The 26,890-nt window shown below is 36.8% G+C and carries 24 protein-coding genes; 21 read left to right on the top strand and 3 right to left on the bottom strand.

Annotated features, from left to right (window positions below; genetic code table 11):
• Window positions 1-16: 16 nt before the first annotated feature.
• The 11 genes from folD to spo0A all read left to right on the top strand — a co-directional run bounded on the left by folD (window position 17) and on the right by spo0A (window position 12,514).
• Window positions 17-892 (top strand): bifunctional methylenetetrahydrofolate dehydrogenase/methenyltetrahydrofolate cyclohydrolase FolD, encoded by an 876-nt coding sequence (gene folD, locus CDZ89_RS07250; RefSeq protein WP_100333428.1) that lies wholly within the window; start codon window positions 17-19, stop codon window positions 890-892.
• A gap of 129 nt (window positions 893-1,021) precedes the next feature.
• Window positions 1,022-2,380 carry an exodeoxyribonuclease VII large subunit gene (gene xseA / locus CDZ89_RS07255; RefSeq protein ID WP_096153477.1) on the top strand — a complete coding sequence of 453 codons (1,359 nt, stop codon included), beginning with the start codon at window positions 1,022-1,024 and terminating at the stop codon, window positions 2,378-2,380.
• Between the two features lie 2 nt (window positions 2,381-2,382).
• The gene (locus tag CDZ89_RS07260; RefSeq protein ID WP_100333429.1) at window positions 2,383-2,616 is read left to right on the top strand and encodes an exodeoxyribonuclease VII small subunit; all 234 of its coding nucleotides are present in this window, start codon (window positions 2,383-2,385) and stop codon (window positions 2,614-2,616) included.
• Window positions 2,597-3,511, top strand: coding sequence for a polyprenyl synthetase family protein (locus tag CDZ89_RS07265; RefSeq protein ID WP_100333430.1), 915 nt, complete (start codon window positions 2,597-2,599; stop codon window positions 3,509-3,511). The genes CDZ89_RS07260 and CDZ89_RS07265 overlap by 20 nt, the downstream gene beginning before the upstream one ends.
• An 800-nt stretch (window positions 3,512-4,311) precedes the next feature.
• Window positions 4,312-4,911, top strand: coding sequence for a hypothetical protein (locus CDZ89_RS07270; RefSeq protein ID WP_227521457.1), 600 nt, complete (start codon window positions 4,312-4,314; stop codon window positions 4,909-4,911).
• 19 nt (window positions 4,912-4,930) lie between these two features.
• The gene (gene dxs, locus CDZ89_RS07275; protein ID WP_096153480.1) at window positions 4,931-6,823 is read left to right on the top strand and encodes a 1-deoxy-D-xylulose-5-phosphate synthase; all 1,893 of its coding nucleotides are present in this window, start codon (window positions 4,931-4,933) and stop codon (window positions 6,821-6,823) included.
• A 5-nt stretch (window positions 6,824-6,828) separates the two neighbouring features.
• A complete protein-coding gene (locus CDZ89_RS07280; RefSeq protein WP_096153481.1) occupies window positions 6,829-7,665 on the top strand; it encodes a TlyA family RNA methyltransferase in 837 nt (278 codons plus the stop codon).
• A 113-nt stretch (window positions 7,666-7,778) separates the two neighbouring features.
• Window positions 7,779-8,228 carry a transcriptional regulator AhrC/ArgR gene (gene ahrC / locus CDZ89_RS07285; RefSeq protein WP_096153482.1) on the top strand — a complete coding sequence of 150 codons (450 nt, stop codon included), beginning with the start codon at window positions 7,779-7,781 and terminating at the stop codon, window positions 8,226-8,228.
• A 26-nt stretch (window positions 8,229-8,254) separates the two neighbouring features.
• Window positions 8,255-9,961 (top strand): DNA repair protein RecN, encoded by a 1,707-nt coding sequence (gene recN / locus CDZ89_RS07290; protein ID WP_096153483.1) that lies wholly within the window; start codon window positions 8,255-8,257, stop codon window positions 9,959-9,961.
• Window positions 9,962-10,135: 174 nt separating this feature from the next.
• Window positions 10,136-11,428, top strand: coding sequence for a SpoIVB peptidase (spoIVB, locus tag CDZ89_RS07295; RefSeq protein ID WP_096153484.1), 1,293 nt, complete (start codon window positions 10,136-10,138; stop codon window positions 11,426-11,428).
• 300 nt (window positions 11,429-11,728) lie between these two features.
• Entirely contained in the window at window positions 11,729-12,514 is a 786-nt protein-coding gene (spo0A, locus tag CDZ89_RS07300) for a sporulation transcription factor Spo0A (RefSeq protein WP_096153485.1), read from the top strand.
• A gap of 91 nt (window positions 12,515-12,605) precedes the next feature.
• Here the strand turns inward: spo0A and CDZ89_RS07305 are convergent, their stop codons facing one another.
• Together CDZ89_RS07305 and CDZ89_RS07310 are read right to left on the bottom strand one after the other, a co-directional pair.
• A complete protein-coding gene (locus CDZ89_RS07305) occupies window positions 12,606-13,073 on the bottom strand; it encodes an STAS domain-containing protein (protein ID WP_096153486.1) in 468 nt (155 codons plus the stop codon).
• Between the two features lie 250 nt (window positions 13,074-13,323).
• On the bottom strand, window positions 13,324-13,470 hold the full coding sequence (locus CDZ89_RS07310) for a YycC family protein (protein ID WP_096153487.1): 147 nt from the start codon (window positions 13,468-13,470) through the stop codon (window positions 13,324-13,326).
• A 111-nt stretch (window positions 13,471-13,581) separates the two neighbouring features.
• On the opposite strand from CDZ89_RS07310, the gene CDZ89_RS07315 reads away from it, so the two are divergent.
• Window positions 13,582-14,316, top strand: coding sequence for a glycerophosphodiester phosphodiesterase (locus tag CDZ89_RS07315; RefSeq protein ID WP_096156890.1), 735 nt, complete (start codon window positions 13,582-13,584; stop codon window positions 14,314-14,316).
• A 41-nt stretch (window positions 14,317-14,357) separates the two neighbouring features.
• On the opposite strand, the gene CDZ89_RS07320 is transcribed toward CDZ89_RS07315, so the two are convergent.
• Window positions 14,358-14,591 (bottom strand): DUF2627 domain-containing protein, encoded by a 234-nt coding sequence (locus tag CDZ89_RS07320; protein ID WP_096153488.1) that lies wholly within the window; start codon window positions 14,589-14,591, stop codon window positions 14,358-14,360.
• A gap of 189 nt (window positions 14,592-14,780) precedes the next feature.
• On the opposite strand from CDZ89_RS07320, the gene CDZ89_RS07325 reads away from it, so the two are divergent.
• The 9 genes from CDZ89_RS07325 to CDZ89_RS07370 all read left to right on the top strand — a co-directional run bounded on the left by CDZ89_RS07325 (window position 14,781) and on the right by CDZ89_RS07370 (window position 26,886).
• Window positions 14,781-16,835 carry a sigma-54 interaction domain-containing protein gene (locus CDZ89_RS07325; protein ID WP_096153489.1) on the top strand — a complete coding sequence of 685 codons (2,055 nt, stop codon included), beginning with the start codon at window positions 14,781-14,783 and terminating at the stop codon, window positions 16,833-16,835.
• Between the two features lie 135 nt (window positions 16,836-16,970).
• Entirely contained in the window at window positions 16,971-17,870 is a 900-nt protein-coding gene (yqiS, locus tag CDZ89_RS07330; RefSeq protein WP_100333431.1) for a phosphate butyryltransferase, read from the top strand.
• Between the two features lie 37 nt (window positions 17,871-17,907).
• Window positions 17,908-19,011 (top strand): branched-chain amino acid dehydrogenase, encoded by a 1,104-nt coding sequence (gene bcd / locus CDZ89_RS07335; RefSeq protein WP_100333432.1) that lies wholly within the window; start codon window positions 17,908-17,910, stop codon window positions 19,009-19,011.
• Between the two features lie 162 nt (window positions 19,012-19,173).
• Window positions 19,174-20,283, top strand: coding sequence for a butyrate kinase (gene buk / locus CDZ89_RS07340; protein ID WP_096153492.1), 1,110 nt, complete (start codon window positions 19,174-19,176; stop codon window positions 20,281-20,283).
• Window positions 20,284-20,298: 15 nt separating this feature from the next.
• On the top strand, window positions 20,299-21,720 hold the full coding sequence (lpdA, locus tag CDZ89_RS07345) for a dihydrolipoyl dehydrogenase (RefSeq protein WP_100333433.1): 1,422 nt from the start codon (window positions 20,299-20,301) through the stop codon (window positions 21,718-21,720).
• 107 nt (window positions 21,721-21,827) lie between these two features.
• Window positions 21,828-22,820: a thiamine pyrophosphate-dependent dehydrogenase E1 component subunit alpha gene (locus tag CDZ89_RS07350; protein ID WP_100333434.1), complete on the top strand. Its 993-nt coding sequence runs from the start codon at window positions 21,828-21,830 to the stop codon at window positions 22,818-22,820.
• A gap of 12 nt (window positions 22,821-22,832) precedes the next feature.
• Window positions 22,833-23,816 (top strand): alpha-ketoacid dehydrogenase subunit beta, encoded by a 984-nt coding sequence (locus tag CDZ89_RS07355; RefSeq protein WP_096153495.1) that lies wholly within the window; start codon window positions 22,833-22,835, stop codon window positions 23,814-23,816.
• Window positions 23,817-23,920: 104 nt separating this feature from the next.
• A complete protein-coding gene (locus tag CDZ89_RS07360) occupies window positions 23,921-25,249 on the top strand; it encodes a dihydrolipoamide acetyltransferase family protein (RefSeq protein ID WP_096153496.1) in 1,329 nt (442 codons plus the stop codon).
• 668 nt (window positions 25,250-25,917) lie between these two features.
• Window positions 25,918-26,886, top strand: a complete 969-nt coding sequence (locus tag CDZ89_RS07370; protein ID WP_096153498.1) for a nuclease-related domain-containing protein — start codon at window positions 25,918-25,920, stop codon at window positions 26,884-26,886.
• Window positions 26,887-26,890 lie beyond the last annotated feature (4 nt).

Here is a 26,890-nt window from a genome sequence, read left to right on the forward strand (position 1 = left end):
TTAGGGGGAGCTATTCATGTCTGCAGTAATTATTTCAGGAAAAGAACTAGCAACAGAAAAGAGAACCTTTATTAAGGAACAAGTAACGAAGTTGAGGCAGTTCGATGCTGTTCAACCAACACTAGCTGTTGTCTTAGTAGGAGACGATCCTGCATCACACTCTTACGTAAAAGCAAAAAAGAAAGCTTGTGAAGAAGCGGGGATTAACTGTTTATTAGAACATTATCCTTCTACTTTAACGCAAGAAGAACTATTATCTCGAATAGACTACTTTAATAGAAATGAAGAAATTCATGGAATATTAGTGCAATTACCTCTACCTAAGCACATACATGAAAATTCTATTATTGAAGCAATTTCTCCTGAAAAAGATGTAGATGGATTTCACCCGATAAACATTGGTAAAATGATGATTAACCAAGATTCATTCATTCCATGCACACCTTATGGGATATTAGAAATGATTAGGTCATTGAATGTTTCCATTACTGGTAAACATGTTATTGTTGTTGGCCGTAGTAATATTGTTGGAAAACCAGTTGGTCAACTGTTTTTAAAAGAAGATGCTACGATTACTTATTGCCATTCCAAAACAAAAAACCTATCAGATATTACTAGACAGGCCGATATTTTAATTGTTGCTGTTGGTCGTGCTAACTTAATTAGTTCAAGCTACGTAAAAGAAGGTGCGATAGTAATTGATGTAGGTGTTAATAGACTAGAGAGTGGAAAGCTTTGTGGAGATGTGCAATTTGATAGTGTGAAAGAAAAAGCAAGTTATATTACACCTGTTCCTGGTGGTGTTGGTCCGATGACGATTACGATGCTATTACAAAACACGCTACAATCTGCTCAAAAGAAAGCATCTCAAAACAAGACGAATATCCTATAATATGATATCTTAAAAGGTGGTTGAACACATAAGTGATTCACTGCCTTTTTAATTTGAAGAAATATAGAAATAGCACACTCAGTTATTGTAAACTAAGAAATAGAATCGCCAGTTAAAGGAGTACTTCGAATGTCAGAAAAAAAGTATTTAACTATAACGGCCTTAACAAAGTATATAAAACGGAAGTTTGATGTCGATCCACATATGCAAGATGTATGGCTTAAAGGAGAAATATCCAACTTCAAGTGGCATAGTCGTGGCCATATGTATTTCACGCTCAAAGATAAAAATGCGAGAATATTAGCTGTCATGTTTGCAGGAAACAACCGCAATCTAGGGTTCACTCCAGAAGAAGGAATGAATGTTTTAGTTCGTGGCGAAATTTCTGTCTATGAAAGCAGTGGCAACTATCAAATATACATAAAAGAAATGCAACCAGATGGTATCGGTAGCTTATTTTTAGCTTATGAAGAGCTAAAAAAGAAATTGGCTTCAGAAGGTCTTTTTGACGCGCAACATAAAAAGCCTATTCCGAAATTTCCAAAAGGAATAGCAGTCATTACTTCTCCAACTGGTGCGGCAATTAGAGATATCATTACAACTCTAAGAAGAAGGTATCCTATCGCAAAAGTAACGGTCATTCCTGCACTTGTTCAAGGGGTACATGCTGCTCCTTCTATTGCGAAAGCGATTGCAACAGCTAATACATTAGAAAACATCGACGTGATCATTGTTGGTCGAGGCGGTGGTTCCATTGAAGAGCTTTGGGCTTTTAATGAGGAACAAGTAGCTCGAGAAATATTTAAATCAAATGTACCCATAATTTCTGCAGTAGGGCACGAAACAGATTTTACAATAGCAGATTTTGTTGCAGACTTACGTGCTCCAACTCCAACTGCTGCAGCAGAGCTTGCTGTCCCACACATAATTGAATTAGCAGAGCGCCTCTCTGATAGAGAAAGAAGATTACATCGTTCTGTTCATAATGTGATTTCAGGTTATAAAGAAAGATTAGTTCGAATTCAAAAGTCGTACGCGTTCCGCTATCCACAAAATTTATATGTACAAAAAGAACAAGAATTAGATCGTCTTATGGATAGCTTAGAGACTGCAAGTAAACGTTTGTTAGAGCAAAAAAGAATGAAGCTAGAACAACTTTCCGCCCTAGTTATTAGAAATCATCCGAAGAAGCAGTGGGAGATAGAAAAGAATAACTTAGAAAGACAAGTAAAGCTTTTACAAACAGGGATGAATCAATCACTTTTGAAAAAACAATGGGAATTTCAATCTGCTCTTTCTAAATTAGAAATGTTAAGTCCTTTAAATATAATGAAAAGGGGATACAACATTTCATATAACGAAAACGGCGAGTTAATAAAGTCTACTACACAAACAGAGGTTGGAAAGTCCATACAAGTGCATGTGCAAGATGGAAAGTTAGACTGTACAGTTAAGAATATAATAATAGATAAAAAAATGGAGGGTTAATCATGGCGGACAAAAAAGAAGTAACATTTGAAAACGCGATGAAAGAATTAGAAGTTATAGTAGAACAGTTAGAAAAAGGTGATGTTCCATTAGAAGAAGCTATTTCTTTTTATAAAGAAGGGATGAAACTTTCAAAGTTGTGTCATGAAAAATTACAAAACGTGGAACAACAAATGAGACAAATTTTAAGAGAAAATGGTGAATTAGAGCCGTTCGATGTACAGGAGGAAGAATGATTTGTCACAACTTGCATTAGCACCGTACATGAAGGAAAGAAAAGAAAAAATCGAGCAACATTTGATTCAATATATTAATAAATTAAACGCACCAAAAACATTAATAGAATCGATGAATTACTCTTTAGATGCAGGTGGCAAAAGGCTGCGCCCCATTCTTGTGTTAGCAACATTAAGCTCCTTTGGAAAAGATGAGGAAATAGGTTTACCAGTTGCTTGCGCTGTTGAAATGATTCATACATACTCGCTTATTCACGATGATTTGCCGTGCATGGATGATGATGATTTTAGAAGAGGCAAACTGACGAATCATAAAGTTTTTGGCGAAGCGAAGGCTGTATTAGCTGGCGATGGATTACAAACATACAGTTTTCAAATTTTGAAGGACTTATTACAATATAACGTACATCCAGAAACTATCATTGATCTTACATATGAGCTAGCAAAAGCTGCAGGTCCAGAAGGAATGGTTGGCGGTCAAGTAGCTGATATGCAAGGAGAAGGTAAACAATTAACATTAGAACAACTAGAGTATATTCATAAAAATAAAACGGGTAGACTATTACAATTTAGTATTATGTCAGGAGCTATGCTAGCGAATGCAACTAGTGAAGAAGTGAAAAAATTAAGAGAGTTCTCTTATCATATAGGGATTGCCTTCCAAATTAGGGATGATATTTTAGATATTGAAGGAGAACAGGAGAAGATTGGAAAACCAGTGGGCTCTGATACGACTAACAATAAAGTTACGTATCCTTCTCTTTTAACGATGAAAGGTGCAAAAGATAAATTAGCAGAACATATAGACAAAGCAAAAACAATCCTAAATGAACTACCACTAAAAGAAAACCTACTCCATGACTTATGCGACCTAATTGCTTCAAGAGATCATTAAGGATAAAAAATAGGCAGTATTTCTATAAATTGAGCATTTCCTATTTTTATGGTATACTATATGATACTTATAGGAGTGGTGCAGTATTCTAGTCAGTCCACCTTTTCTGAAGGCGGGCCTAAAAATCCGCTAAAGGGCACATCGATGAAGTTTCTTGTGTCGGCTTGAGGCGCCCAGCCTTGGGTTGATGCTGGGAGTTAAGGTTTTAGGGCGATCCACAATGGCATGTGGGCGTGGACCCTATTTCCGTGGAGGCCCATTTTTGCTTATCTTTCTAAAGGGAGAGGAGCGGGATGGTGATAAACCTGCTACTGATTTATCTGGGATAAAAAGGTGCAGCGTAGCCTGCCTTGAGTGGAGTTAGAGGGGATTATGGTATGGAGCTTCTTCTGCTAGGCCAGCGAAGAATGCTTTTACAACCCGTATGAAATCTGTTCTGCAAAAGAGGCTAAGACCTGGTTAAGGGCTGTAGAGGAAAACTCCTAGGCTGTTCGCTTTTAGACATATAATGGGGATTATAGTGCGGGCTAAGTGGTAATCTAGTCTAGCTGGTGGCGACACGGCTAAGGCGAGTTTAAAGGGAAACCGCCAGTATGGCGACATCTGGTACTTGCTTGGGAAAACCTACTGGACCTAAGCCGCAGTTTTTACTCATTATATGACCACTCCACTTACATATGGGGAATTATTGCTAAAAAATTAATATATAAATAAATAGCTATGTTAAAGCTTAGTGTTGATAATTAAAAATCAACAGCGAACTTTAACACAGCCAAATAAATAGATAAAAGGTTGAATATATGAATAAGATGAAAGACGCAATACATTGGAGTCTAGCTATCGCCGTTATCACACTAGTGTTAGCGGCTATTTTTACAATTGTATCAACGATGATTTTATCAGGTGTCACTTGGGCAATTGGCATGATTATCGTGTTTATCATTGTGTTTATTGGGATATTTTTTGATATGGTAGGTATTGCAGCTACTGCTGGAAAAGAAACACCTTTCCATGCAATGGCAGCCGAACGTGTAAACGGTGCCAAACAATCCATACATATAATTCGTAATGCTGACAGGTTCGCGAGCTTTTGTAATGATGTAATAGGAGACATTTCAGGTATAATAAGTGGTACAGCATCTGCTATTGTCGTCATTCAATTTACGCTGTCTATGAACCATGTCGAAGATTCTATCTTCCATTATGTAATAGCAGTCCTTTTTACAAGTGTCGTAGCATCGTTAACAGTAGGTGGAAAAGCTTTCGGTAAATCTCTAGCAATTCGCTATTCTACGCCAATCCTTTTTCAGGTAGGTAAAGTGTTCTATATACTAGAAAACAACTTTAACATTATGTTATTAAATAATAATAAAAAGAAGCGCAATAAACAAAAACAGTAAGGAAAGAGAGTGATCCCCGTTGGATCTTACAAAAATTAAAAACCCAAAGTTTTTAAAAAAGCTTGAAGGTGAAGAATTAGAAGTACTAAGTGAAGAAATTCGTAAGTTTTTAATAGAAAATTTATCGAAAACGGGCGGACATATCGGCCCGAATCTTGGCGTTGTTGAATTAACAGTTGCACTACATAAAGTATTTGATAGCCCAAAAGATAAATTTTTATGGGACGTAGGTCATCAGTCGTATGTGCATAAAATTTTAACTGGACGTGCTGGACAGTTTGGAACATTAAGACAATACAAAGGGTTATGCGGATTTCCTAAAATGAATGAAAGTGAACATGATGTTTGGGAAACGGGTCACTCTTCTACATCCTTATCGGCTGCAATGGGTATGGTAGCAGCAAGAGACGCAAAAGGTACGGACGAATATGTTGTGCCTATTATAGGTGATGGTGCTTTAACAGGTGGTATGGCGCTAGAAGCACTAAATCATATTGGCCATGAGAAAAAGAACATGATTGTTATTTTAAATGACAATGAAATGTCAATTGCTCCCAATGTTGGAGCGCTGCACAATGTACTTGGTCGCATGAGAACTGCTGGTAAGTATAATTGGGTTAAAGACGAACTTGAAATGCTATTGAAAAAAATCCCTGCAGTAGGTGGAAAACTTGCTGCAACAGCGGAAAGAATAAAAGATAGTGTTAAATACTTACTAGTGAGTGGTATGTTTTTTGAAGAAATGGGCTTTACTTACTTAGGGCCAATTGATGGACATAATATCGAGGACTTAATTGAAAACTTAAAATATGCGAAGAAAACAGAAGGACCAGTTATTATTCATGTTGTTACGAAAAAAGGAAAAGGTTTTATGCCAGCAGAATCGGATAAAATTGGAACATGGCACGGAACTGGACCTTACAAGATTGAAACGGGTGATTTAATTAAACCTGTAGGGGCACCTCCTGCATGGAGTAGTGTCATTAGTGAAACCGTTCGAAAAATGGCACGTGAAGATAACCGTATTGTTGCAGTAACTCCTGCAATGCCGGTTGGTTCTAAGTTAGAAGGATTTGCTAGTGAGTTCCCGGAACGTATGTATGATGTAGGGATTGCAGAGCAACATGCAACTACAATGGCAGCAGGAATTGCAACACAAGGAATGAAGCCGTTTTTAGCTATTTATTCTACGTTCTTACAACGCGCTTATGATCAAGTAGTTCATGATGTTTGTCGTCAAAATCTTAATGTGTTTATCGGTATAGACCGGTCTGGCCTTGTTGGAGAAGACGGAGAAACACATCAAGGTGTTTTCGATATCGCATTTTTACGTCATCTACCAAACATCGTATTAATGATGCCGAAGGATGAAAATGAAGGACAACATATGGTTTACACATCACTTAAATATGATGCTGGTCCAATTGCTCTTCGTTATCCGCGTGGAAATGGTTTAGGAGTTCCGATGGAAGAAGAATTAAAACAAATCCCGATTGGTTCATGGGAAGTTTTAAAAGAAGGACAAGACGCTGCTATTTTAACGTTCGGTACCACGATTCCGATGGCATTAGAAGCTGCAGAGAAGCTTGAACAAGAAGAAAATATTTCTGTAAAAGTAATCAACGCTAGATTCATTAAACCGATGGATGAAGCGATGTTACATGATTTATTCAAAGCGGGAATGCCGATAGTTACAATTGAAGAAGCTGTTTTACAAGGTGGCTTCGGAAGTGCGGTCCTCGAGTTTGCGAACGAAGAAGGATATATGGTTCCTGTTCGACGAATGGGAATACCTGACCGTTTTATTGAACATGGAAGTGTAAAAGAATTATTAAATGAAATAGGCTTAACAACAGAAGAAGTTGTTAACAACGTGAAAAAAATAGCAAGAAGAAAGCAAAAAAGGGCTTAATATTTATGGCGAAAAAAGAAAGATTAGATATTTTACTTGTAGAGCAAGGATTAGCAGAAACCCGTGAAAAGGCGAAGCGATCCATTATGGCTGGCCTTGTTTATGCAAACGAAGAAAGATTAGACAAGCCAGGGGAAAAAATTCCAGTTGATACCGTCTTAACAGTAAAAGGAAATGTTTTGCCATACGTAAGTAGAGGTGGCTTGAAATTAGAGAAAGCCCTTAAAATTTTCGACCTAAACATTCAAGATAAAATAATGTTAGATATCGGATCCTCTACAGGTGGTTTTACGGATTGTGCCCTTCAAAATGGAGTGAAGATGAGCTATGCTCTTGATGTTGGGTATAATCAACTTGCTTGGAAGTTAAGACAAGACGAACGAGTAGAAGTAATGGAGAGAACAAATTTCCGCTACGTTACTCCTGCTGACTTACAAAAAGGCTTACCTGAATTTGCAACGATTGATGTTTCCTTTATCTCGTTAAAACTTATTTTGCCTGTACTAAAAACATTACTAGTGGCTAACAGTGATGTGGTAGCTCTTGTAAAACCTCAGTTTGAAGCTGGCAGAGAGCAAGTCGGAAAAAAAGGAATTGTACGGGATAAAAAAGTTCATGAATCTGTTTTAGATAAGATTATCTCGTTTAGTTTAAACGAAGGATATGACGTTCAAGACATGTCATATTCTCCAATTACTGGAGGAGACGGTAATATTGAGTTTTTACTTCATATACATTGGAATGGACAAGCAGAACCTGGGACTGTAAATTGTAATAAAACGGTAGAGCAAATTGTGCAAGAAGCACATGTTGAATTGAATGCAGTAAAAAAAGGGGAATAACAATCATGTTATTCCCTTAAAATTTGTAAGAAGTAGTTGAGTTTTTTTACCATTATAGTTTACTCTAAAGATAAGCAAAAAGGTTATTTACATAGTTAGGGGTGCCGTATAAGGTGAATAAAGGTCAAAGGCATATAAAAATTAGAGAGTTAATTACGAATGAAGAAATAGAAACACAAGACGATCTTGTTGACTGTTTAAAAGAATTAGGCTTTAATGTTACGCAAGCGACGGTGTCAAGAGATATAAAAGAATTACACCTTGTCAAAGTGCCAATGCAGGATGGGCGTTATAAATACAGTTTACCTGCTGATCATCGCTTTAACCCTTTATTAAAACTAAAGCGCGCTCTAGTTGATGCGTTTGTAAAAATTGATGTAGCAGGTCATATGGTCGTGATGAAAACAATGCCTGGTAATGCCAATGCGATAGGTGTTTTAATTGACCATTTAGATTGGGATGAAATCTTAGGCACTATTTGTGGTGATGATACATGTTTAATTATTTGTCGTACACCCGAAGAAGCTACCGAGTTAGCGGATAGAGTAGTGAACATGTTGTAATATCGAAATTTAAGGTGTGATGAAGTATGATTGCAGAATTATCTATAAAAAACTTTGCCATAATTGAATCGTTAACCGTTTCCTTTGAAAAAGGACTAACGGTCTTAACTGGTGAAACTGGCGCAGGGAAATCGATTATTATTGATGCTATTCATTTATTAGCCGGTGGTAGAGGTTCTCAAGAATTTGTTCGGTATGGTGAAAAAAAGGCTGAGATGGAAGGTTTATTTTTAATTGAAAGTGAAACTCATCCAGTTTATAAAGTTTGTGAACAATTAGGAATAGAAATAGAAGATGACATGGTCGTGTTAAGGCGGGAAATACACGCTACAGGTAAAAGTGTTTGTCGTGTGAATGGAAAGCTTGTGACAATTGCCATACTGCGTGAAGTTGGACAAACATTAGTTGATATACATGGTCAACACGAGCATCAAGAACTAATGAATCCAGAACAACATTTACAATTGTTAGATTTTTATGGTCAAGAAAAAATGGCAAAAACGTTAACGGCTTATCAAGAGCTTTTTGAAGAATATCAACAATTAAATAAGAGGTTAACGGAACTAACACATAATGAGCAAAAAGTTGCTCATAGGTTAGACTTATTGCAGTTCCAACTGGATGAAATTGGTGCAGCTAACTTGGAAGAAAATGAAGATGAAACTTTATTAGAAGAGAGAAATAAAATTAGTAATTATGAAAAATTATTTCAAGCACTAAATAATACGTACTACGCCATTCATGGAGAACAAAAAGGACTTGATTGGATCAGTCATGCAATGAGCGAATCTGAAGATTTAGAGTCAATTGATAAAAACTTAAAAGATGTATATGAAGTGATTTCAAATAGTTATTATCAATTAGAAGAGATTATGTACCGAGTTCGGGATGAAATTGATAATTTAGAATTTGATCCAAAACGTCTTGACTTTATTGAGAGTAGATTAAACGAAATGAAGAATCTAAAAAGAAAATACGGTACGTCGGTGGAAGAAATATTGCAATATGCTTCCAAAATAGAAGAAGAATTAGAAACTCTGCAAAACCGTGATTCGCATATTCATCAGTTGCAAGAAAGACTGCAATCTCTCGTAGAAGATTTAGAGTTGGAAGCTAATGCATTAACAGATGAACGCAAATTCGTAGCTGCGGATTTAACAGAACAAATCCATAAAGAATTAAAAGATCTTTACTTAGACAAGGCAATATTTCAAGTGAATATTGCGAAAAAGATGGACAAATCTACAGGTAATGTAAAATTTCAAAAACATGGTGTAGATGAAGTGGAATACTATTTAACGACAAATCCTGGAGAGCCCTTAAAGCCTTTAGCCAAAGTTGCTTCAGGTGGTGAGCTATCTCGAATTATGCTTGCGATGAAAAGTATTTTTTCTAAACACCAGGGCATTACTTCCATTATTTTTGACGAAGTAGACACAGGTGTAAGTGGTAAAGTAGCTCAAGCAATTGCCAATAAAATTTATCATGTTTCGTCAGGATCGCAAGTATTGTGTATATCTCACTTACCACAAGTAGCAGCAATGTCCGATACTCATTTATTTATTAGTAAGGAAATTGATGGGGATAGAACAAAAACGAAAGTAAAACCTTTAACCGAAGAAGAAAAAATAGCGGAAATCGGTCGTATGATTTCAGGTGTTGAAGTAACTAACTTAACAAAAGAACATGCAAAAGAACTGCTTTCACAAGCAGAACAAGTTAAGCGTGCATAATAATATATTTAAACAGAGCGGTAGTTTTTTTATTGCTCTGTTTATTTTTTGTGCAAAATATCCAAAAAGGGTAGCTTTTTTTATTTGCTTCCTTGTTATAAATGTTGCGTTTAGAGGCAAAATTAGTAATGTAGCCATGAAAGGTGTGGGATAGGAGCGAGGAGAGTGAATCAGTTGACAAAAGAGATAATAAGAAAAATGATAGGCGCATTTCTCCTTGTTTCCATCATGGTTTTAAGTTTTTGGCAACCTTTAAAGGATTATGTCCAACTTCCTACAAACTTAACCATTTTTGAAGGCCAAGGTGTTGCTTTTTCATCATCAATACCTGCAAGTGCCAGAGTGGTAAGTAGTCATAAAACATTAGATGTGGCGAAAGAAGATGGAATAGTTGCTGTAAGTGGTACGAACATTGGTGAAGGTAAAGTCATAATGGAACTTGCAGGTTTTCCAATTAAGCAAATGAATGTGGATGTTATTCCTGAATACAAAGTGTATCCGGGTGGTCAATCGATTGGCGTCAAATTAAATACGGTCGGTGTACTAGTTGTTGGACATCATTTAGTGGATACAACAGGCGGGAAGCAATCCCCTGGTGAAATAGCTGGGGTTCAAGTTGGCGATATCATTACAAAAATTAATGGTAAAACAATTGAACAGATGAGCGATGTTGCCCCATTTGTGCAAGAGTCTGGAAAGACGGGTAAACCATTACAATTAGAAATAGCTCGAGAAGAGAAAACGTTAGAAACAGAATTAATGCCTTTACAAGATAAAGATGAGGACGCATACCGTATCGGACTATATATTCGTGATTCAGCAGCTGGTATCGGAACGATGACATTTTATGACCCGAAGACAATGAGGTACGGAGCATTGGGTCATGTTATTTCAGATATGGACACGAAAAAACCGATAGTGGTACAAGATGGTCAAGTAGTAAGATCTACCGTTACTTCTATTGAAAAAGGTAGCAACGGTGTGCCAGGTGAAAAGCTAGCCCGCTTTTCGAGTGATCGTGAAGCAATTGGTGACATCACAAGAAATAGCCCATTCGGTATTTTCGGTAAGTTGCATAAAGATATTGATAATGGGATTTTAGATGAGCCACTACCTATCGCCTTACCTCATGAAGTAAAAGAAGGACAAGCAAAGATTTTGACTGTAGTTGATAATGATGAAGTGGAAGAGTTTGATGTGGAAGTTGTCAGTACGATTGTACAAAAGTTTCCTGCTACAAAAGGAATGGTTATTAAAATAACAGACCCAGTTTTATTAGAGAAAACGGGTGGAATTGTACAAGGAATGAGTGGTAGCCCAATTATACAAAATGGGAAAATTATTGGTGCTGTAACGCATGTTTTTGTAAATGATCCAACTAGTGGATATGGTGTTCATATTGAGTGGATGTTAAATGAAGCAGGCATCGATATATATCAAAAGCAAAACAAACAAAAAGCGAGCTAAACTTTAGCTCGTTTTTCTTTTTGGGAAAAAACGGTTTAAATATGTATCATATATCTATAATTTAAAGTGTGGTATACTAAAATAAAGATTATTCGACAAAAGGCAAGTTGCTTAGTGTTTTATAGCGTATTTAGTCGAAAAACGAAGAAAATAGAAGCAAATGAAAGGTATTATTATAAATTTACGATTTTTTTAAAAAAATTAAAGGAAATAGGATGGCATTGTCGAATTGAACATGTAGAATAACAATGTTAACAAAAATTCGATAAACGTTTGGATTTTGAGGAGGAATTTTAGAGGATGAAAATGAAAGTTTGTATTGTAGACGATAATCGTGAATTAGTTAGTTTATTAGATGAATACATTTCCGCTCAGGATGACATGGAAGTAGTGGGTGTAGCATATAACGGACAAGACTGTTTACATGTATTAGAAGAAAAAAATCCAGACATCCTTGTGTTAGATATCATTATGCCTCATCTAGATGGCCTTGCTGTATTAGAAAAAATGCGTGAACTTAATATGCCAAAACATCCAAATGTAATTATGTTAACAGCTTTCGGACAAGAAGACGTAACGAAAAAAGCGGTAGACTTAGGTGCATCGTATTTCATTTTAAAGCCATTTGATATGGAGAACTTAGTGAACCATATTCGTCAAATTAGTGGAAAAGGAACACCGTTCTTGAAGCGTTCAACTAGCCCACAAATTCGCCAAAGTGAACCGAAAGTGAAAAATTTAGATGCTAACATTACATCTATTATTCATGAAATTGGTGTGCCGGCGCATATTAAAGGATATTTATATTTAAGAGAAGCTATTTCAATGGTTTATAATGATATTGAATTATTAGGTTCTATAACAAAAGTACTTTATCCAGACATTGCAAAAAAATTTAACACGACAGCAAGCCGTGTGGAACGTGCAATTCGCCATGCAATTGAAGTAGCTTGGAGTCGCGGAAACATTGACTCGATATCAAGCCTATTCGGCTACACTGTTTCTATGTCAAAAGCAAAGCCTACTAATTCTGAGTTTATCGCAATGGTTGCGGATAAACTTCGCTTAGAGCATAAAGCTTCTTGAGAGGGTAAGGGCTGATTTAGTTTGTTAGCTAAAAAAGGAAAAGACCAACAATAATTGTTGGTCTTTTCTATATAAAGGGGGAGGAGGCAATCTAAATATGTTGCACTAGGTGAAAAAAACCCATTATATCAAGAAGCTCATAAACTATACCTTTAGCTTCAGAGATAGTAGTTTGAATTCCAATTTCGTGTGCTGTAACAATTAATTCATACAATAACCTAGCACCGCTAGAATCAATAAATGTAAGCTGAGATAAATCGATCTCTAAAGATTCAAATCCAGAGAATCGTTTAGAAAAAGAAGATAGAAACGTTTCTACTTGATCTGTTGATGAATAGTCGAGGTGTCCTTTTAATGAAGCTTTTATATGGGAACTCTGCTCAAAACACCATACTTGAAAAGATTGATGAGGATAGCGTCGTTGTAATAAGTTTATATAAACATCTAATTCTTGACTCATCGTGATAGCTTTCTCGGACGTTAACTCAATACTATTAATTTCTTTTATCATTTGTCTTCTTTTTGTTTCGAATGTATTAGTAATAGAGAAATTCATCATTATTATCACCCTATCCGCTTGATTAGGCAATTTATCCTATATTAGTATTTTAGACCTAGTTTTTTGTGTTTACAAGGTGAAAATCGTGAAATGGGTGGAATGATGTCTGTAATGCCTAAAATATAACTTTAAATGCTGTGTTAAAATAGTGTACATAAATTCTGAATAATTAGATTTGGATTGGGTATATTGAACTATTTTATTTACAAATAAAAAACAGGTAAGTGCATTTACCTGTTTTAAGAATAGATTATTGTTCTTTTTTCTCTGTACGTTCAATTTCTATTAATTTTTGAATAAGAATATGTTGCGGAGTGTGCATAACTTGTTCTAATGAAACATTTAATGCTTTGGACAGTTTTTGTGCTGTTTCAGCAGATAATTGTAATGGACGCAAGATGATCACCTCGATATTTATTAGTTAAAAATAGCTCAGTAATTAATTTGTACTACATATTTCGAATAGGGTATAGGTTTTATGTCTAATTTATGGAAGGTTGTGAAAAAAATGAGTACAAAAATATTCGGTCATAGAGGATCAGCGGGAACGCATCCTGAAAATACAATGATTAGTTTTCAGCAAGCTTTTAAAGATGGTGCGGATGGAATTGAGTTAGATGTACAGTTGAGTAAAGATGGCATTCCAGTAGTGATCCATGATGAAAAAGTAAATAGAACGACAAATGGTAATGGGCTTGTGAAAGATTTTACAGTTAAAGAATTAAAAGAATTAAATGCCGTTCATAAATTTAAAGATTCTTTTTCCTTTTGTGAAATACCTACATTAGAAGAAGTTTTAGTTTGGTTAGAGCAAACGAATCTACTCCTCAACATAGAATTAAAAAACGGAGTGTTCTTTTACGAAGGTATGGAAGAAAAAGTCATCCAATTAGTTAAAATGTATAATCTAGAAGGAAGAGTTATATTCTCTAGCTTTAACCATTATAGTATCGTCAAGTTAAAAGAATTAGCTCCTGAAATCGAACGAGCTGTATTGTATATGGAAGGCATATACAAACCATGGGAATACGCAAAATGGGTAGGAGCCCGAAGTATACATCCATATATTTACGCTGCTCCGTCAGAAATCATTTTGGAGTCACAACAAAACGGAATAAAAGTAAGACCTTTTACAGTAAATGATGAGAATATAATGAAAAGGTTATACGCAGAAAAATGTGAAGCTTTCTTCACAGACTACCCAAAAGAAGCAGTGGAAATAAGAGATAATATTAGTAATTAAAAAGCATGCAGTCTATCTTAGAGAAAAAGACTGCATGCTTATTATTTTTTGAATCGATTCTGCACTTTATTTCGTTTTCGGTCACGGTGAAAAATGAATCCAGCAACAAATGCTAGTCCTAACAGGAAAAATAATAAACCTATAATAAATTGAAGTAATAAATTTGGTATTGGCGAAACTAATATCCCAAAAACCATATCCCTCATTAACTTTATTCCATAAACCGCTAAAATCGCAGGTAATACCACTATAAGAAGGGCAATTATTCGTTGCATGTTTTCTAAATCCTCACTTTCACTTTCAATGCATAATAAGTATATCATTTTTCTGTTGCAAAGTACGACAAAAAAATATAAGATATGAGTGTGCAATAATTTTCACATGCGTTGCAGATAATATGAAAGATTTTTCAGAAAAATCATAAGTGGTAGAAAATATAAAATTAACCATTTAAGGGGTTTGTTATGCAAAAGGTATTAATTGTTGGAGCAGGTAAAGGTGGATCAGCATTATTAAAAATGTTAACGCATTCAGAACTTTTTTCAGTTGAAATGGTTGTTGATGTTAATAGTGAAGCACCTGGCTTAAATTTAGCAAAGAGATTAAACATACCAACAAGTAATAACTGGGAAAAAGAATTAAGAGATGATATTGACATTATTATTGAAGCAACTGGGTCAGATGAAGTTTTTAAGCAAATTAGGGAGAAGAAAAGTAAAAAAACCGTTCTTGTACCGGGTAGTGTGGCACATATTACTGCTAAATTAGTAGAAGATCGTGAAGAGCTTATAACAAAGTTAGAAAATGAATTCCATAAAAGGGACTTAATCTTTAACTTGTTACATGATGGCTTAGTCGTTATAGATCAAGCTGGAAAAGTAATTCTTTTTAATAAAAGTGCTGAACGCGTCGCCGGTATTAATAAGAAATCAATTATTGGTCAACACGTCCTAGAATTTATCCCATCAAGCCGTTTAATTGAAGTGTTACATAGTAAAAAGGTAGAAAAAAATAAAGAGCTTTTATTAGAAAATGGCAAAAAAATTATTACAACTCGAAGCCCTCTTATTGACGAGGATGGGAAAGTAATAGGCGCTTTTTCAGTTTTTAAAGATATTACAGAAGTAGTGAACTTAGCGGAGGAAGTAACGAACTTAAAAGGTATACAGACGATGTTAGAGGCTATTATTCAATCATCTGATGATGCAATCTCCGTAGTGGATGAATTTGGACGAGGCTTACTTATTAATCCGGCCTACTCTCGATTAACTGGTTTAAAAAAGGAACAAATTATTGGTAAACCAGCCACTACTGACATCTCTGAAGGTGAAAGTATGCATATGAAGGTATTGGAAACGAGAAGAGCAGTGCGCGGAGTGAAGATGAAAGTTGGGCCAAGTAAAAAAGAAGTTTTAGTAAATGTAGCCCCGATTTTAGTCGATGGAAAGCTAAAGGGAAGTGTTGGTGTTGTTCACGACGTATCGGAAATACAAACATTAACAACTGAATTAGATCGGGCGCGGCAAATCATTCGTACACTTGAAGCTAAGTACTCGTTTGATGATATTATAGGAAGTTCAGAAGAAATGAGCCTGGCAATTGAACAAGCAAAGCTTGGGGCACGTACACCTGCAACTGTTCTTCTAAGAGGTGAATCTGGTACAGGGAAAGAATTGTTTGCTCATGCAATCCACAATGCTAGTAATCGCAAGTTCAATAAGTTTATTCGTGTAAACTGCGCAGCCCTTTCGGAATCATTGCTAGAGAGTGAATTGTTTGGTTATGAAGAAGGTGCCTTCTCTGGTGCAAAACACGGTGGAAAAAAAGGTTTATTTGAAGAAGCTAATAATGGCAGTATTTTTTTAGATGAAATAGGTGAGTTATCTGCAAACACACAAGCGAAGCTATTAAGAGTACTTCAAGAGCAAGAAATTATTAGAGTAGGTGGAACGAAATCTATTCCAATAAACGTACGTGTAATTGCAGCAACCAATGTTAATTTAGAAAAAGGTATTGCAAACGGCTCTTTTAGAGAAGACTTATATTATAGATTAAACAGAATGCCGATTCATATCCCTTCGTTAAAAAAACGAAAAGAAGATATTGAATCTTTAAGTAAACATCTGTTAACGAAAATAAATCAAGACTACGGTAGAAATGTGGAAGGCTTAACGCGTAAAGCGTTACATTATCTAATATCATATGACTGGCCGGGAAATGTAAGGGAGCTAGAAAATATATTAGGTAGAGCAATTATTTTCATGAATTATCATGAAGTAATGATTGATATGCATCATATACCGGATTTGCAAATTAAAGGTGACAAGTTAGAAGAAGTGAATCATGTTACATTAAATACCGAGTCCCAATCCCTCTCTCAAATGATGGAATCGTACGAAGCGGCGATTTTAGAAAAAGTACTGAAGAAAACCAATGGAAATAAAACGAAAGCTGCAAAAGAGCTTGGAGTTTCTATTCGAAATTTCTATTACAAAATTGAAAAATATAATATTGAATAAAGTTGCGTGCAAAATATTTCATAGCGCGCAAAATCGTTCAGTCGAAAAATGTTGTTATTAAAGCGTTTTCATAATTTTAAAGTTGGCACGCTTTTTGCATATATGTTTTATGTACAAGAAAGGAAGGGTTGAAAAGTGAGACTAGAAGAACTGATCAACAAGGCAACCCAATTAGAACCAAAAGTAGTCGCAGTTGCCGCGGCGGAAGATGAAGAAGTAATGGAAGCTGTATCGGAAGCCATTAAAAGAAATTTAGCTTCTTTTATCCTTTACGGAAATGAAAAGAAAATATCAGACCTACTATCTAAACATAATTTAGAAGTGAACGGTACAAGCTTGCAAGTAATGGACGCTTCAACTCCTAAAGAAGCTGCACATTTAGCAGTTAAAGCTGTTTCAAGTAAAGAAGCAGATGTCCTTATGAAAGGAAATGTAGCTACTGCTACTATATTGAAAGAAGTTTTAAATAAAGAATATGGACTTCGTACAGGTAGCGTGTTGTCACATGTAGCTGCTTTTGAAGTGCCAGGGTATGACAGATTGATTTTTGTAACAGATGCAGCCATGAATGTTGCACCAACTATTGAACAAAAAGTTCAGATTGTACAAAACTCAGTTCAAGTTGCTCGATCTATCGGTGTGGAACTTCCGAAAGTAGCACCTATTGCTGCTGTAGAGGTTGTAAACCCAGCGATGGAAGCAACAACAGATGCAGCATTGTTAACTCAAATGAACAAACGAGGACAAATTACAGGTTGTATTGTGGATGGACCACTTGCATTAGACATTGCAGTGTCGCCACTTGCAGCAAAACATAAAGGAATTGAAAGTGAAGTTGCAGGTCACGCTGATATATTATTTGTTCCTACTATAGAAGTTGGGAACGTATTATATAAATCTTTAATCTATTTTGCTAACGCTAAGGTAGGCGCAATTATTGCTGGCGCAAAGGCACCTATTGTATTAACATCTCGAGCAGACTCAGCAGAGAGTAAACTAAACTCATTAGCTTTAGCGGTTAGCTCGGTTAAATAAAAAACTAAAAACTTATATTATTGGGGAGGATTTACAAATGGAAATTTTCAAATATATGGAGAAGTACGATTACGAACAATTAGTTATTTGCCAAGATAAAACTTCAGGATTAAAAGCTATTATCGCAATTCATGACACAACTTTAGGGCCTGCTTTAGGTGGAACTCGTATGTGGACTTATGCAAATGAAGATGCAGCGATTGAAGATGCATTACGTTTAGCAAAAGGTATGACTTACAAAAATGCAGCAGCCGGTTTAAATCTTGGTGGAGGCAAAACGGTTATTATTGGTGACCCTCGCAAAGACAAAAATGAAGAAATGTTCCGTGCATTCGGTCGTTACATCCAAGGACTTAACGGGCGTTATATTACTGCAGAAGATGTTGGGACTACAGTAGCTGACATGGACTTAATATATGAAGAAACGGATTACGTAACAGGTGTATCACCAGCATTCGGTTCTTCTGGTAACCCTTCGCCAGTAACAGCTTACGGAGTATATGTTGGTATGAAAGCGGCTGCTAAAGAAGCATTCGGATCTGACTCTTTAGAAGGTAAAGTAGTTGCAGTTCAAGGTGTTGGTAACGTAGCATTCAACCTTTGCCGTCACTTACACGAAGAAGGCGCACAACTAATCGTTACAGATATTAATAAAGAAGCAGTTCAACGTGCAGTAGAAGAATTCGGTGCAAAAGCAGTAGACCCAAGCGAAATCTACAGTGTTGATTGTGACATTTATGCACCATGTGCACTTGGAGCAACTGTTAACGACGAAACAATTCCACAACTAAAAGCGAAAGTAATCGCTGGTGCAGCGAACAACCAATTATTAGATACTAAACATGGTGATATCATCCACGAAATGGGTATCGTTTATGCACCTGATTATGTAATCAACGCAGGTGGAGTTATCAACGTAGCTGACGAATTATACGGATACAACCGTGACCGTGCTATGAAACGTGTTGAAGGAATTTATAACAACATTGAGAAAGTTATCGAGATCGCAAAACGTGATAACATTCCAACTTATTTAGCAGCTGACCGTTTAGCAGAAGAGCGTATCGAGCGTATGAAAAACACTCGTAGCCAATTCTTGCAAAACGGACACAGCATTTTAAGCCGCCGCAACGGTCGTTAATATATAATAAGATTCAATTTATTTTTAAATACAACTTCCATAAAAAAGGGACACTATAGGGGATAAAAGAAGATAACTGTTCCGTAAAGGGGTATTTTAAAAATTACTGAACATGGAAAGAGGTGTAACGCTTCTTTCCAGTTTTTATTGGAGGTTTCAACTTTGTTAGAACAAGAATATCGCATTCTAGTCATCAATCCAGGTTCAACATCAACGAAAATCGGTGTCTTTGATAACGAGCGATCAGTATTTGAAAAAACAATTCGTCATGATAGCGAAATAATCAATAGCTTTGCAACTATTTTTGATCAATATGAATTCAGGAAGAAAACGATTCTAGAAACGTTAGACGAAGAAGGAATCAATATTTCAAAACTAAGTGCTGTATGTGGTCGCGGTGGACTATTACGTCCAATCGAAGGTGGCACATATGCAGTTAATGCTGAAATGTTACAAGACTTGAAGGTAGGTTTCTCTGGCCAACATGCTTCTAATCTTGGCGGAATCTTAGCATACGAAATCGCTACTGGTCTAAATATACCTTCATTTATCGTTGACCCAGTTGTGGTGGATGAACTTTCAGATATTGCACGTGTGTCAGGTTTTTCTTTAATTGAAAGAAAAAGTATCTTCCACGCGCTAAACCAAAAAGCAGTTGCTCGTCGTATAGCAAAAGAACTTGGAAAAAAATACGAAGATTTAAACTTAATTGTTACACATATGGGCGGAGGTATTACGGTAGGAGCTCATAAAGGCGGTCGCGTAATCGACGTTAATAACGGTCTTCACGGAGATGGACCATTCAGTCCAGAACGTGCAGGAACTGTTCCTGCAGGTGACTTAGTCTCTTTATGCTTCTCAGGTGATTTTTACCGTGACGAAATTATGAAAAAGCTTGTTGGTCAAGGTGGACTAGTAGGTTACCTTGGAACAAACGATGCTGTAAAAGTAGAAAAAATGATTGAAGCTGGCGACAAAGATGCAGAGCTTGTCTACGATGCAATGGCTTACCAAGTTGCTAAAGAAATTGGTGCAGCAAGTGCCGTTTTCTCTGGTAAAGTAGATGCCATCATTTTAACAGGTGGATTAGCTTACGGAAAAGGTTTTGTTAAGGCAATTTCAGATAGAATTAGTTGGATTGCTGATGTGATCGTTCACCCAGGTGAAAATGAACTACAAGCATTAACAGAAGGAGCACTTCGTGTACTTCGTGGGGAAGAAGATGCAAAAGTTTATCCAGGGAAGAAACTAAACAGTAAAGTACTAAACTAGAAGGGAGCGGAAACAATGGCAGAAGAGTATGATTTAGTCATCCTAGGAGGCGGAACTGGCGGTTACGTTGCAGCAATCCGTGCTTCTCAACTAGGACTAAAAACAGCAGTAGTAGAAAAGAAAAAACTTGGTGGAACGTGTCTACATGCAGGTTGTATTCCAAGTAAAGCTTTACTTCGTAGTGCAGAAGTATATGCACAAACGAAAAAGAGTGAAGAATTTGGGGTAGTAACAAGCGATGTAAAACTTGATTTCCTAAAAGTTCAAGAACGTAAGCAAAAAATCATCGACCAACTTCATGGCGGTGTGCAACATTTAATGAAACAAGGGAAAATCGATGTATTCCACGGTACAGGACGTATTTTGGGACCTTCTATTTTCTCACCAATGCCAGGAACTATTTCTGTAGAATTTGAAAATGGCGATGAAAATGCAATGTTAATTCCTAAAAACGTTATTGTTGCGACAGGATCTCGTCCACGTTCACTTCCAGGATTAGAAATTGACGGTACTTTAGTAATGACTTCTGATGAAGCACTTCAATTAGAAGAATTACCAAAGTCAATCATCATCGTTGGTGGAGGCGTAATCGGTATCGAGTGGGCTTCCATGTTATCTGACTTTGGCGTAGAAGTAACGGTATTAGAATATGCAGATCGTATTTTACCAACAGAAGATAAAGAAATTTCTAAAGAAATGCAACGCCTAATGAAAAAGCATGGTGTGAAAGTTGTTACAGGTGCAAAAGTGCTTCCTGAGACATTAGTAAAATCGGATGTTGTAACAATTAAAGCAGAGCATAAAGGGGTAGAAAAATCCTTTACTGCAGAAAAAATGCTTGTATCTGTAGGTCGTCAAGCAAACGTAGAAGGTATTGGAATAGAAAATACGGATATCGTAGTTGATAAAGGATTTATCCTAACAAACGATTACTTTCAAACAAAAGAGTCTCACATCTATGCAATTGGTGACGTAATTGGTGGTCTTCAACTAGCACATGTTGCTTCTCACGAAGGAATAGTAGCGGTTGAACACATTGCTGGAGAAAATCCATCGCCAATCGACTACGTTTCCATTTCTAAATGTGTATACAGCTCCCCTGAAGTGGCAAGTGTTGGTTACACAGAAGAACAAGCAAAAGAAAAAGGCTTTGAAATTAAAACAGGTAAATTCTCTTTCCGTGCGATCGGTAAAGCTCTTGTTTACGGTGAATCTGATGGCTTTGTGAAAATTATTGCCAACAAGGAAAATGATGACATCTTAGGAGTTCACATGATTGGACCACACGTTACAGATATGATTTCTGAAGCAGGTCTTGCGCTTGTACTTGATGCGACTCCTTGGGAAATTGGTCACACTATTCACCCTCACCCATCATTATCTGAAGCAATTGGTGAAGCAGCACTTGCTGTTGATGGAAAAGCAATTCATTCTTAGTAAGAAAAGCTCCAGGCATTTGCTTAGCTGCTAATGCCTGGAGCTAGACATCTAAAATTAAAAATGGGGCAATTTAGCCCCCTCTACATATAAGGAGGTAACTTTACATGGCTGAAAATCGTCATCAAGCCCTAGGCTTATCAGATGAAAATGTATTAGAAATGTTTGAAACTATGCTACTTGCACGCCGTATTGACGAGCGTATGTGGCTATTAAACCGTGCTGGAAAAATCCCATTTGTTATTTCTTGTCAAGGGCAAGAAGCAGCTCAAATCGGAGCAGCTTTTGCACTAGATCGTGAAAAAGATTACGTATTACCATACTACCGTGATATGGGTGTTGTATTAACTTTCGGTATGACTGCGAAAGACTTAATGCTATCTGGTTTTGCGAAAGCAGAAGATCCAAACTCCGGTGGACGTCAAATGCCAGGTCACTTTGGTCAAAAGAAAAACCGTATCGTAACAGGTTCTTCTCCAGTTACAACACAAGTACCACATGCCGTTGGTGTTGCATTAGGTGGACGTCTTGAAGGAAAAGACTTAGTAACATTCGTAACTTTCGGTGAAGGTTCATCTAACCAAGGTGATTTCCACGAAGGTGCAAACTACGCAGCAGTTCACAAATTACCTGTTATTTTTATGTGTGAAAACAACAAATATGCAATCTCTGTTCCTTATGAGAAACAAGTTGCTTGTGAAAAAATCTCGGACCGTGCAATTGGTTACGGTATGCCTGGTGTAACAGTTGACGGGAACGATCCGTTAGAAGTTTATAAAGTGGTTAAAGAAGCAGCAGACCGTGGCCGTCGTGGCGAAGGTCCAACATTAGTAGAAACAATTGCTTACCGTCTAACGCCTCACTCATCGGATGACGATGATCGTGCATATCGTGGACGTGAAGAAGTAGAAGAAGCAAAACAAAAAGATCCTATCATTTCCTTTGCTAACTACTTAAGAGAATTAGGAATTCTAGATGAAGCAAAAGAAAAAGAAATGAACGACAAGATCATGAATATCGTAAACGAAGCTACAGAATACGCAGAAAATGCACCATATGCTGATCCAGAAAGTGCATTAAAGCACGTATACGCGGAGTAAGGAGGAAAAATCATGGCAGTTATATCTTATATTGATGCGGTAACAATGGCGATCCGTGAAGAAATGGAACGCGATGATAAAGTATTTATTTTAGGAGAAGACGTTGGACTTAAAGGTGGAGTTTTCAAGGCTACTACTGGCCTTTACGATCAGTTCGGTGAAGATAGAGTAATCGATGCACCTCTTGCTGAGTCAGCAATCGCTGGTGTTGCAATCGGTGCAGCAATGTACGGCATGCGTCCTATCGCTGAAATGCAGTTCGCTGATTTCATCATGCCAGCAGTAAACCAAATTATTTCGGAAGCAGCACGTGTTCGCTACCGTTCTAACAACGACTGGTCTTGTCCACTTGTTGTACGTGCTCCATACGGTGGAGGAGTTCACGGTGCCCTTTACCACTCTCAATCCGTAGAAGCGATATTTGCAAACCAACCTGGATTAAAAATTGTAATGCCTTCTACTCCTTACGATGTAAAAGGATTATTAAAAGCAGCTATCCGTGACGAAGATCCAGTATTATTCTTCGAGCATAAGCGTGCTTACCGCCTAATCAAAGGTGAAGTTCCAACAGACGACTACGTATTACCAATCGGTAAAGCAGACGTAAAACGTGAAGGGGAAGACATCACAGTAATCACTTACGGATTATGTGTACACTTTGCACTTCAAGCAGCAGAGCGTCTAGCTCAAGATGGCATCTCTGCACACATTCTTGACTTACGTACTGTTTATCCATTAGATAAAGAAGCGATCATGGAAGCAGCTTCTAAAACAGGTAAAGTATTATTACTTACGGAAGATAACAAAGAAGGAAGCATCATGAGTGAAGTTTCTGCAATCATCTCTGAAAATTGCTTATTCGACCTTGATGCACCGATCATGCGCCTTGCTGGACCTGACGTACCTGCAATGCCATACGCACCAACAATGGAGAAATACTTCATGGTGAACCCTGATAAAGTAGAAAAGGCTATGCGTGAATTAGCTGAGTATTAATTTGTTATATGAAATGGGTAGGAAGCTGTTACTTCCTTCCCTTTGAATATTGGTGGGCGAATTAATTCCCACCACTTTTTCACGAACAAAAGGAGGTTATCATCTTGGCAGTTGAGAAAATTACAATGCCACAGCTTGGCGAAAGTGTTACGGAAGGTACAATCAGTCGCTGGCTTGTAAGCGTTGGAGACAAAGTAAATAAATACGAGCCTCTAGCAGAGGTTATGACAGATAAAGTTAACGCAGAAATTCCATCTTCTTTCACTGGAACAATTAAAGAGTTAGTAGCAGAAGACGGTGACACATTAGCAGTAGGAGAAATCATCTGTTACATCGAAACAGAAGGTGGCGGTGAAGCAACAGCTGAGTCAAAACCTGCAGCAACTCCTGAGAAGTCGGAAGTAACTGCTCCAGCAGCAGCTGCTACATCTGATGCGGATGCACCAAACAAACGTCGTTACTCTCCTGCAGTATTACGTCTTGCACAAGAAAACAATATCGACCTTGAGCAATTAACAGGTACTGGAGCAGGCGGACGTATTACGAGAAAAGACATTCAAAAAGTGATCGAATCTGGAAACATACCAACTGCTGATAGTAAGCCAGCAGTATCGGAAACTTCAGCAGCAGCAAAGGTTGAGACGGCTAATGCTCCTGCAGCGGCTCCAGCGGCAGCAACATCTGTTCCTGCTCCAAAAGCAGCAGCACCAGTGAATATACCAGTTGAGCCAGGCGATATCGAAATTCCTGTATCTGGTATACGTAAAGCAATCGCTACTAACATGTTACGTTCGAAACACGAAGCTCCACATGCATGGACTATGATCGAAGTAGACGCAACAAACTTAGTAGGATACCGCAACTCCATTAAAGGAGAATTCAAAGCAAAAGAAGGTTTCAACCTAACATTCTTCGCATTCTTCGTAAAAGCAGTTGCACAAGCATTAAAAGAGTACCCACAAATCAACTCTATGTGGGCTGGCGAAAAAATCGTTCAGAAAAAAGACATCAACATCTCAATTGCAGTTGCAACAGACGATGCATTATACGTTCCAGTAATCCGTAATGCGGACGAAAAAACAATCAAAGGTATCGCTCGTGAAATTACAGACCTAGCTGGTAAAGTTCGCGCTGGAAAATTAACATCTGCAGAAATGCAAGGTGGAACGTTCACAGTGAACAACACTGGTTCATTCGGTTCTGTACAATCACAAGGTATCATCAACTTCCCACAAGCAGCTATCCTGCAAGTGGAATCTATCGTGAAACGTCCAGTAGTAATGGACAACGGCATGATCGCAGTTCGCGACATGGTAAACCTATGTATGTCTCTTGACCACCGCGTCCTAGATGGCCTAGTTTGCGGCCGCTTCTTAGCACGCGTGAAAGAAATCATCGAGAAGATGTCGAAGGAAAATACTTCTGTATATTAATATGTAAGTGTATGGTGACCCCAGCTGAGGCTGGGGTTTTTATATGGAACCAAACATTTATAAGTATAGTTTGGGTAGGAAAAAATAATGATAGAACTTCGAAAAGAAAAGTATTGATAGAGGTGCAAAAAGTATCCATAGGAGAGGAAAGTATAGATAGAGGTCAAAAATGTACCGATAGACCCTCAAAAAGTATAGATAGAGTTCAAAAAAGTATCCATAGAGCTGCAAAAAGTATCCATAGGAGAGGAAAGTATAGATAGAGGTCAAAAAGGTACCGATAGACCCTCAAAAAGTATAGGTAGAGGTCAAAAAAGTATCCATAGACCTACAAAAAGTATCCATAGCAGAGGAAAGTATAGATAGAGTTCAAAAATGTACCGATAGACCCTCAAAAAGTATAGATAGAGGTCAAAAAAGTATCCATAGACCTACAAAAAGTATCCATAGCAGAGGAAAGTAAAGATAGAGAAGAAAACAGTACCAATAGAATTCAAAAAAGTATAGATAGCGGCCAGAAAAGTATCCATAGACATGCAAAAAGTATCCATACGCAAAGAAAGTATAGATTGAAAATCAGAAAAATATTCCAATAATAATATTGACCTTTTAAAAATTACATGATAATTTAATCTTGTATTTTACATACATGATAGGAGTGATATTTATTGATAATAAAATATAGAAATAAGCCTTTAAAAATACAAACATATGAAGCATTTTTAACTAGACTTTCCCAAAATCACTACAAAAGACATTTAATAGAATCCGATTTCGGCAAGTATAATGCTGGTTTTCAAGGTGAAAAGGCTACAGATTACCAACTTCAATATATTTGTCCCAGCACATTTAACATTATTCAAAACCTGAGGCTAAAAGTAGATGGAATTACATCACAAAACGATTCCGTTGTTTATTCAAAGAAACAATTTAATATAATTGAAGCAAAAAATTATAGTGGCGAAGTCATATTTGATGAGGCTCAAGTAATTAAGATTAACAATAATGGTAAAAAAGAGAGTTATACAAATCCAATTTGGCAAGTACAAAGGCAAGAACATATGCTTAGAAAATGGCTAAACTACAACAACTTCCCCTCAATTCCAATTAACTCATTTGTTGTTATAACAAACCCTACTACAATATTTGATGTTACAAAACTACCTCCTAACCTTGCTAAGAAAGTCATCGGTATAGATGCCCTACCTTGGAAAATTCAAGAATTAGACGAAAAAATAAAATATACAAAATACAATACAGAACAATTCAATTTAGTTGGAGAAAAGTTGGTACAAGATCATAAGCCTGAAAAGATCGACATTTTATCCAAATACGGAGTTAATAAAGATGAAATAATATTAGGTGCAAAATGTCCTAAATGCAATGCTCTACCTTTGGAATTAAAAAACAATAAATGGAAGTGCATCAATAACTGTAAAGTGAAGACTAAAGATATCGTCCAACATTCATTAATTGACTATTCATTATTAATCTCGTCCAGTTTTAGTAATAGTGAGTTCAGAGAATTCTTTAATTTACCATCTCAAATTAGAGCTAAAAATATACTAAAAAATATAAATTTAATCCAAACAGGAAAATGCAAACACACCCGTTACCACCTCCCCCTAACCGACTAACCAA

Origin of the sequence: Bacillus alkalisoli, from assembly GCF_002797415.1 — a bacterium.
In the GTDB taxonomy this organism is placed as follows: domain Bacteria; phylum Bacillota; class Bacilli; order Bacillales; family Bacillaceae_I; genus Bacillus_CD; species Bacillus_CD alkalisoli.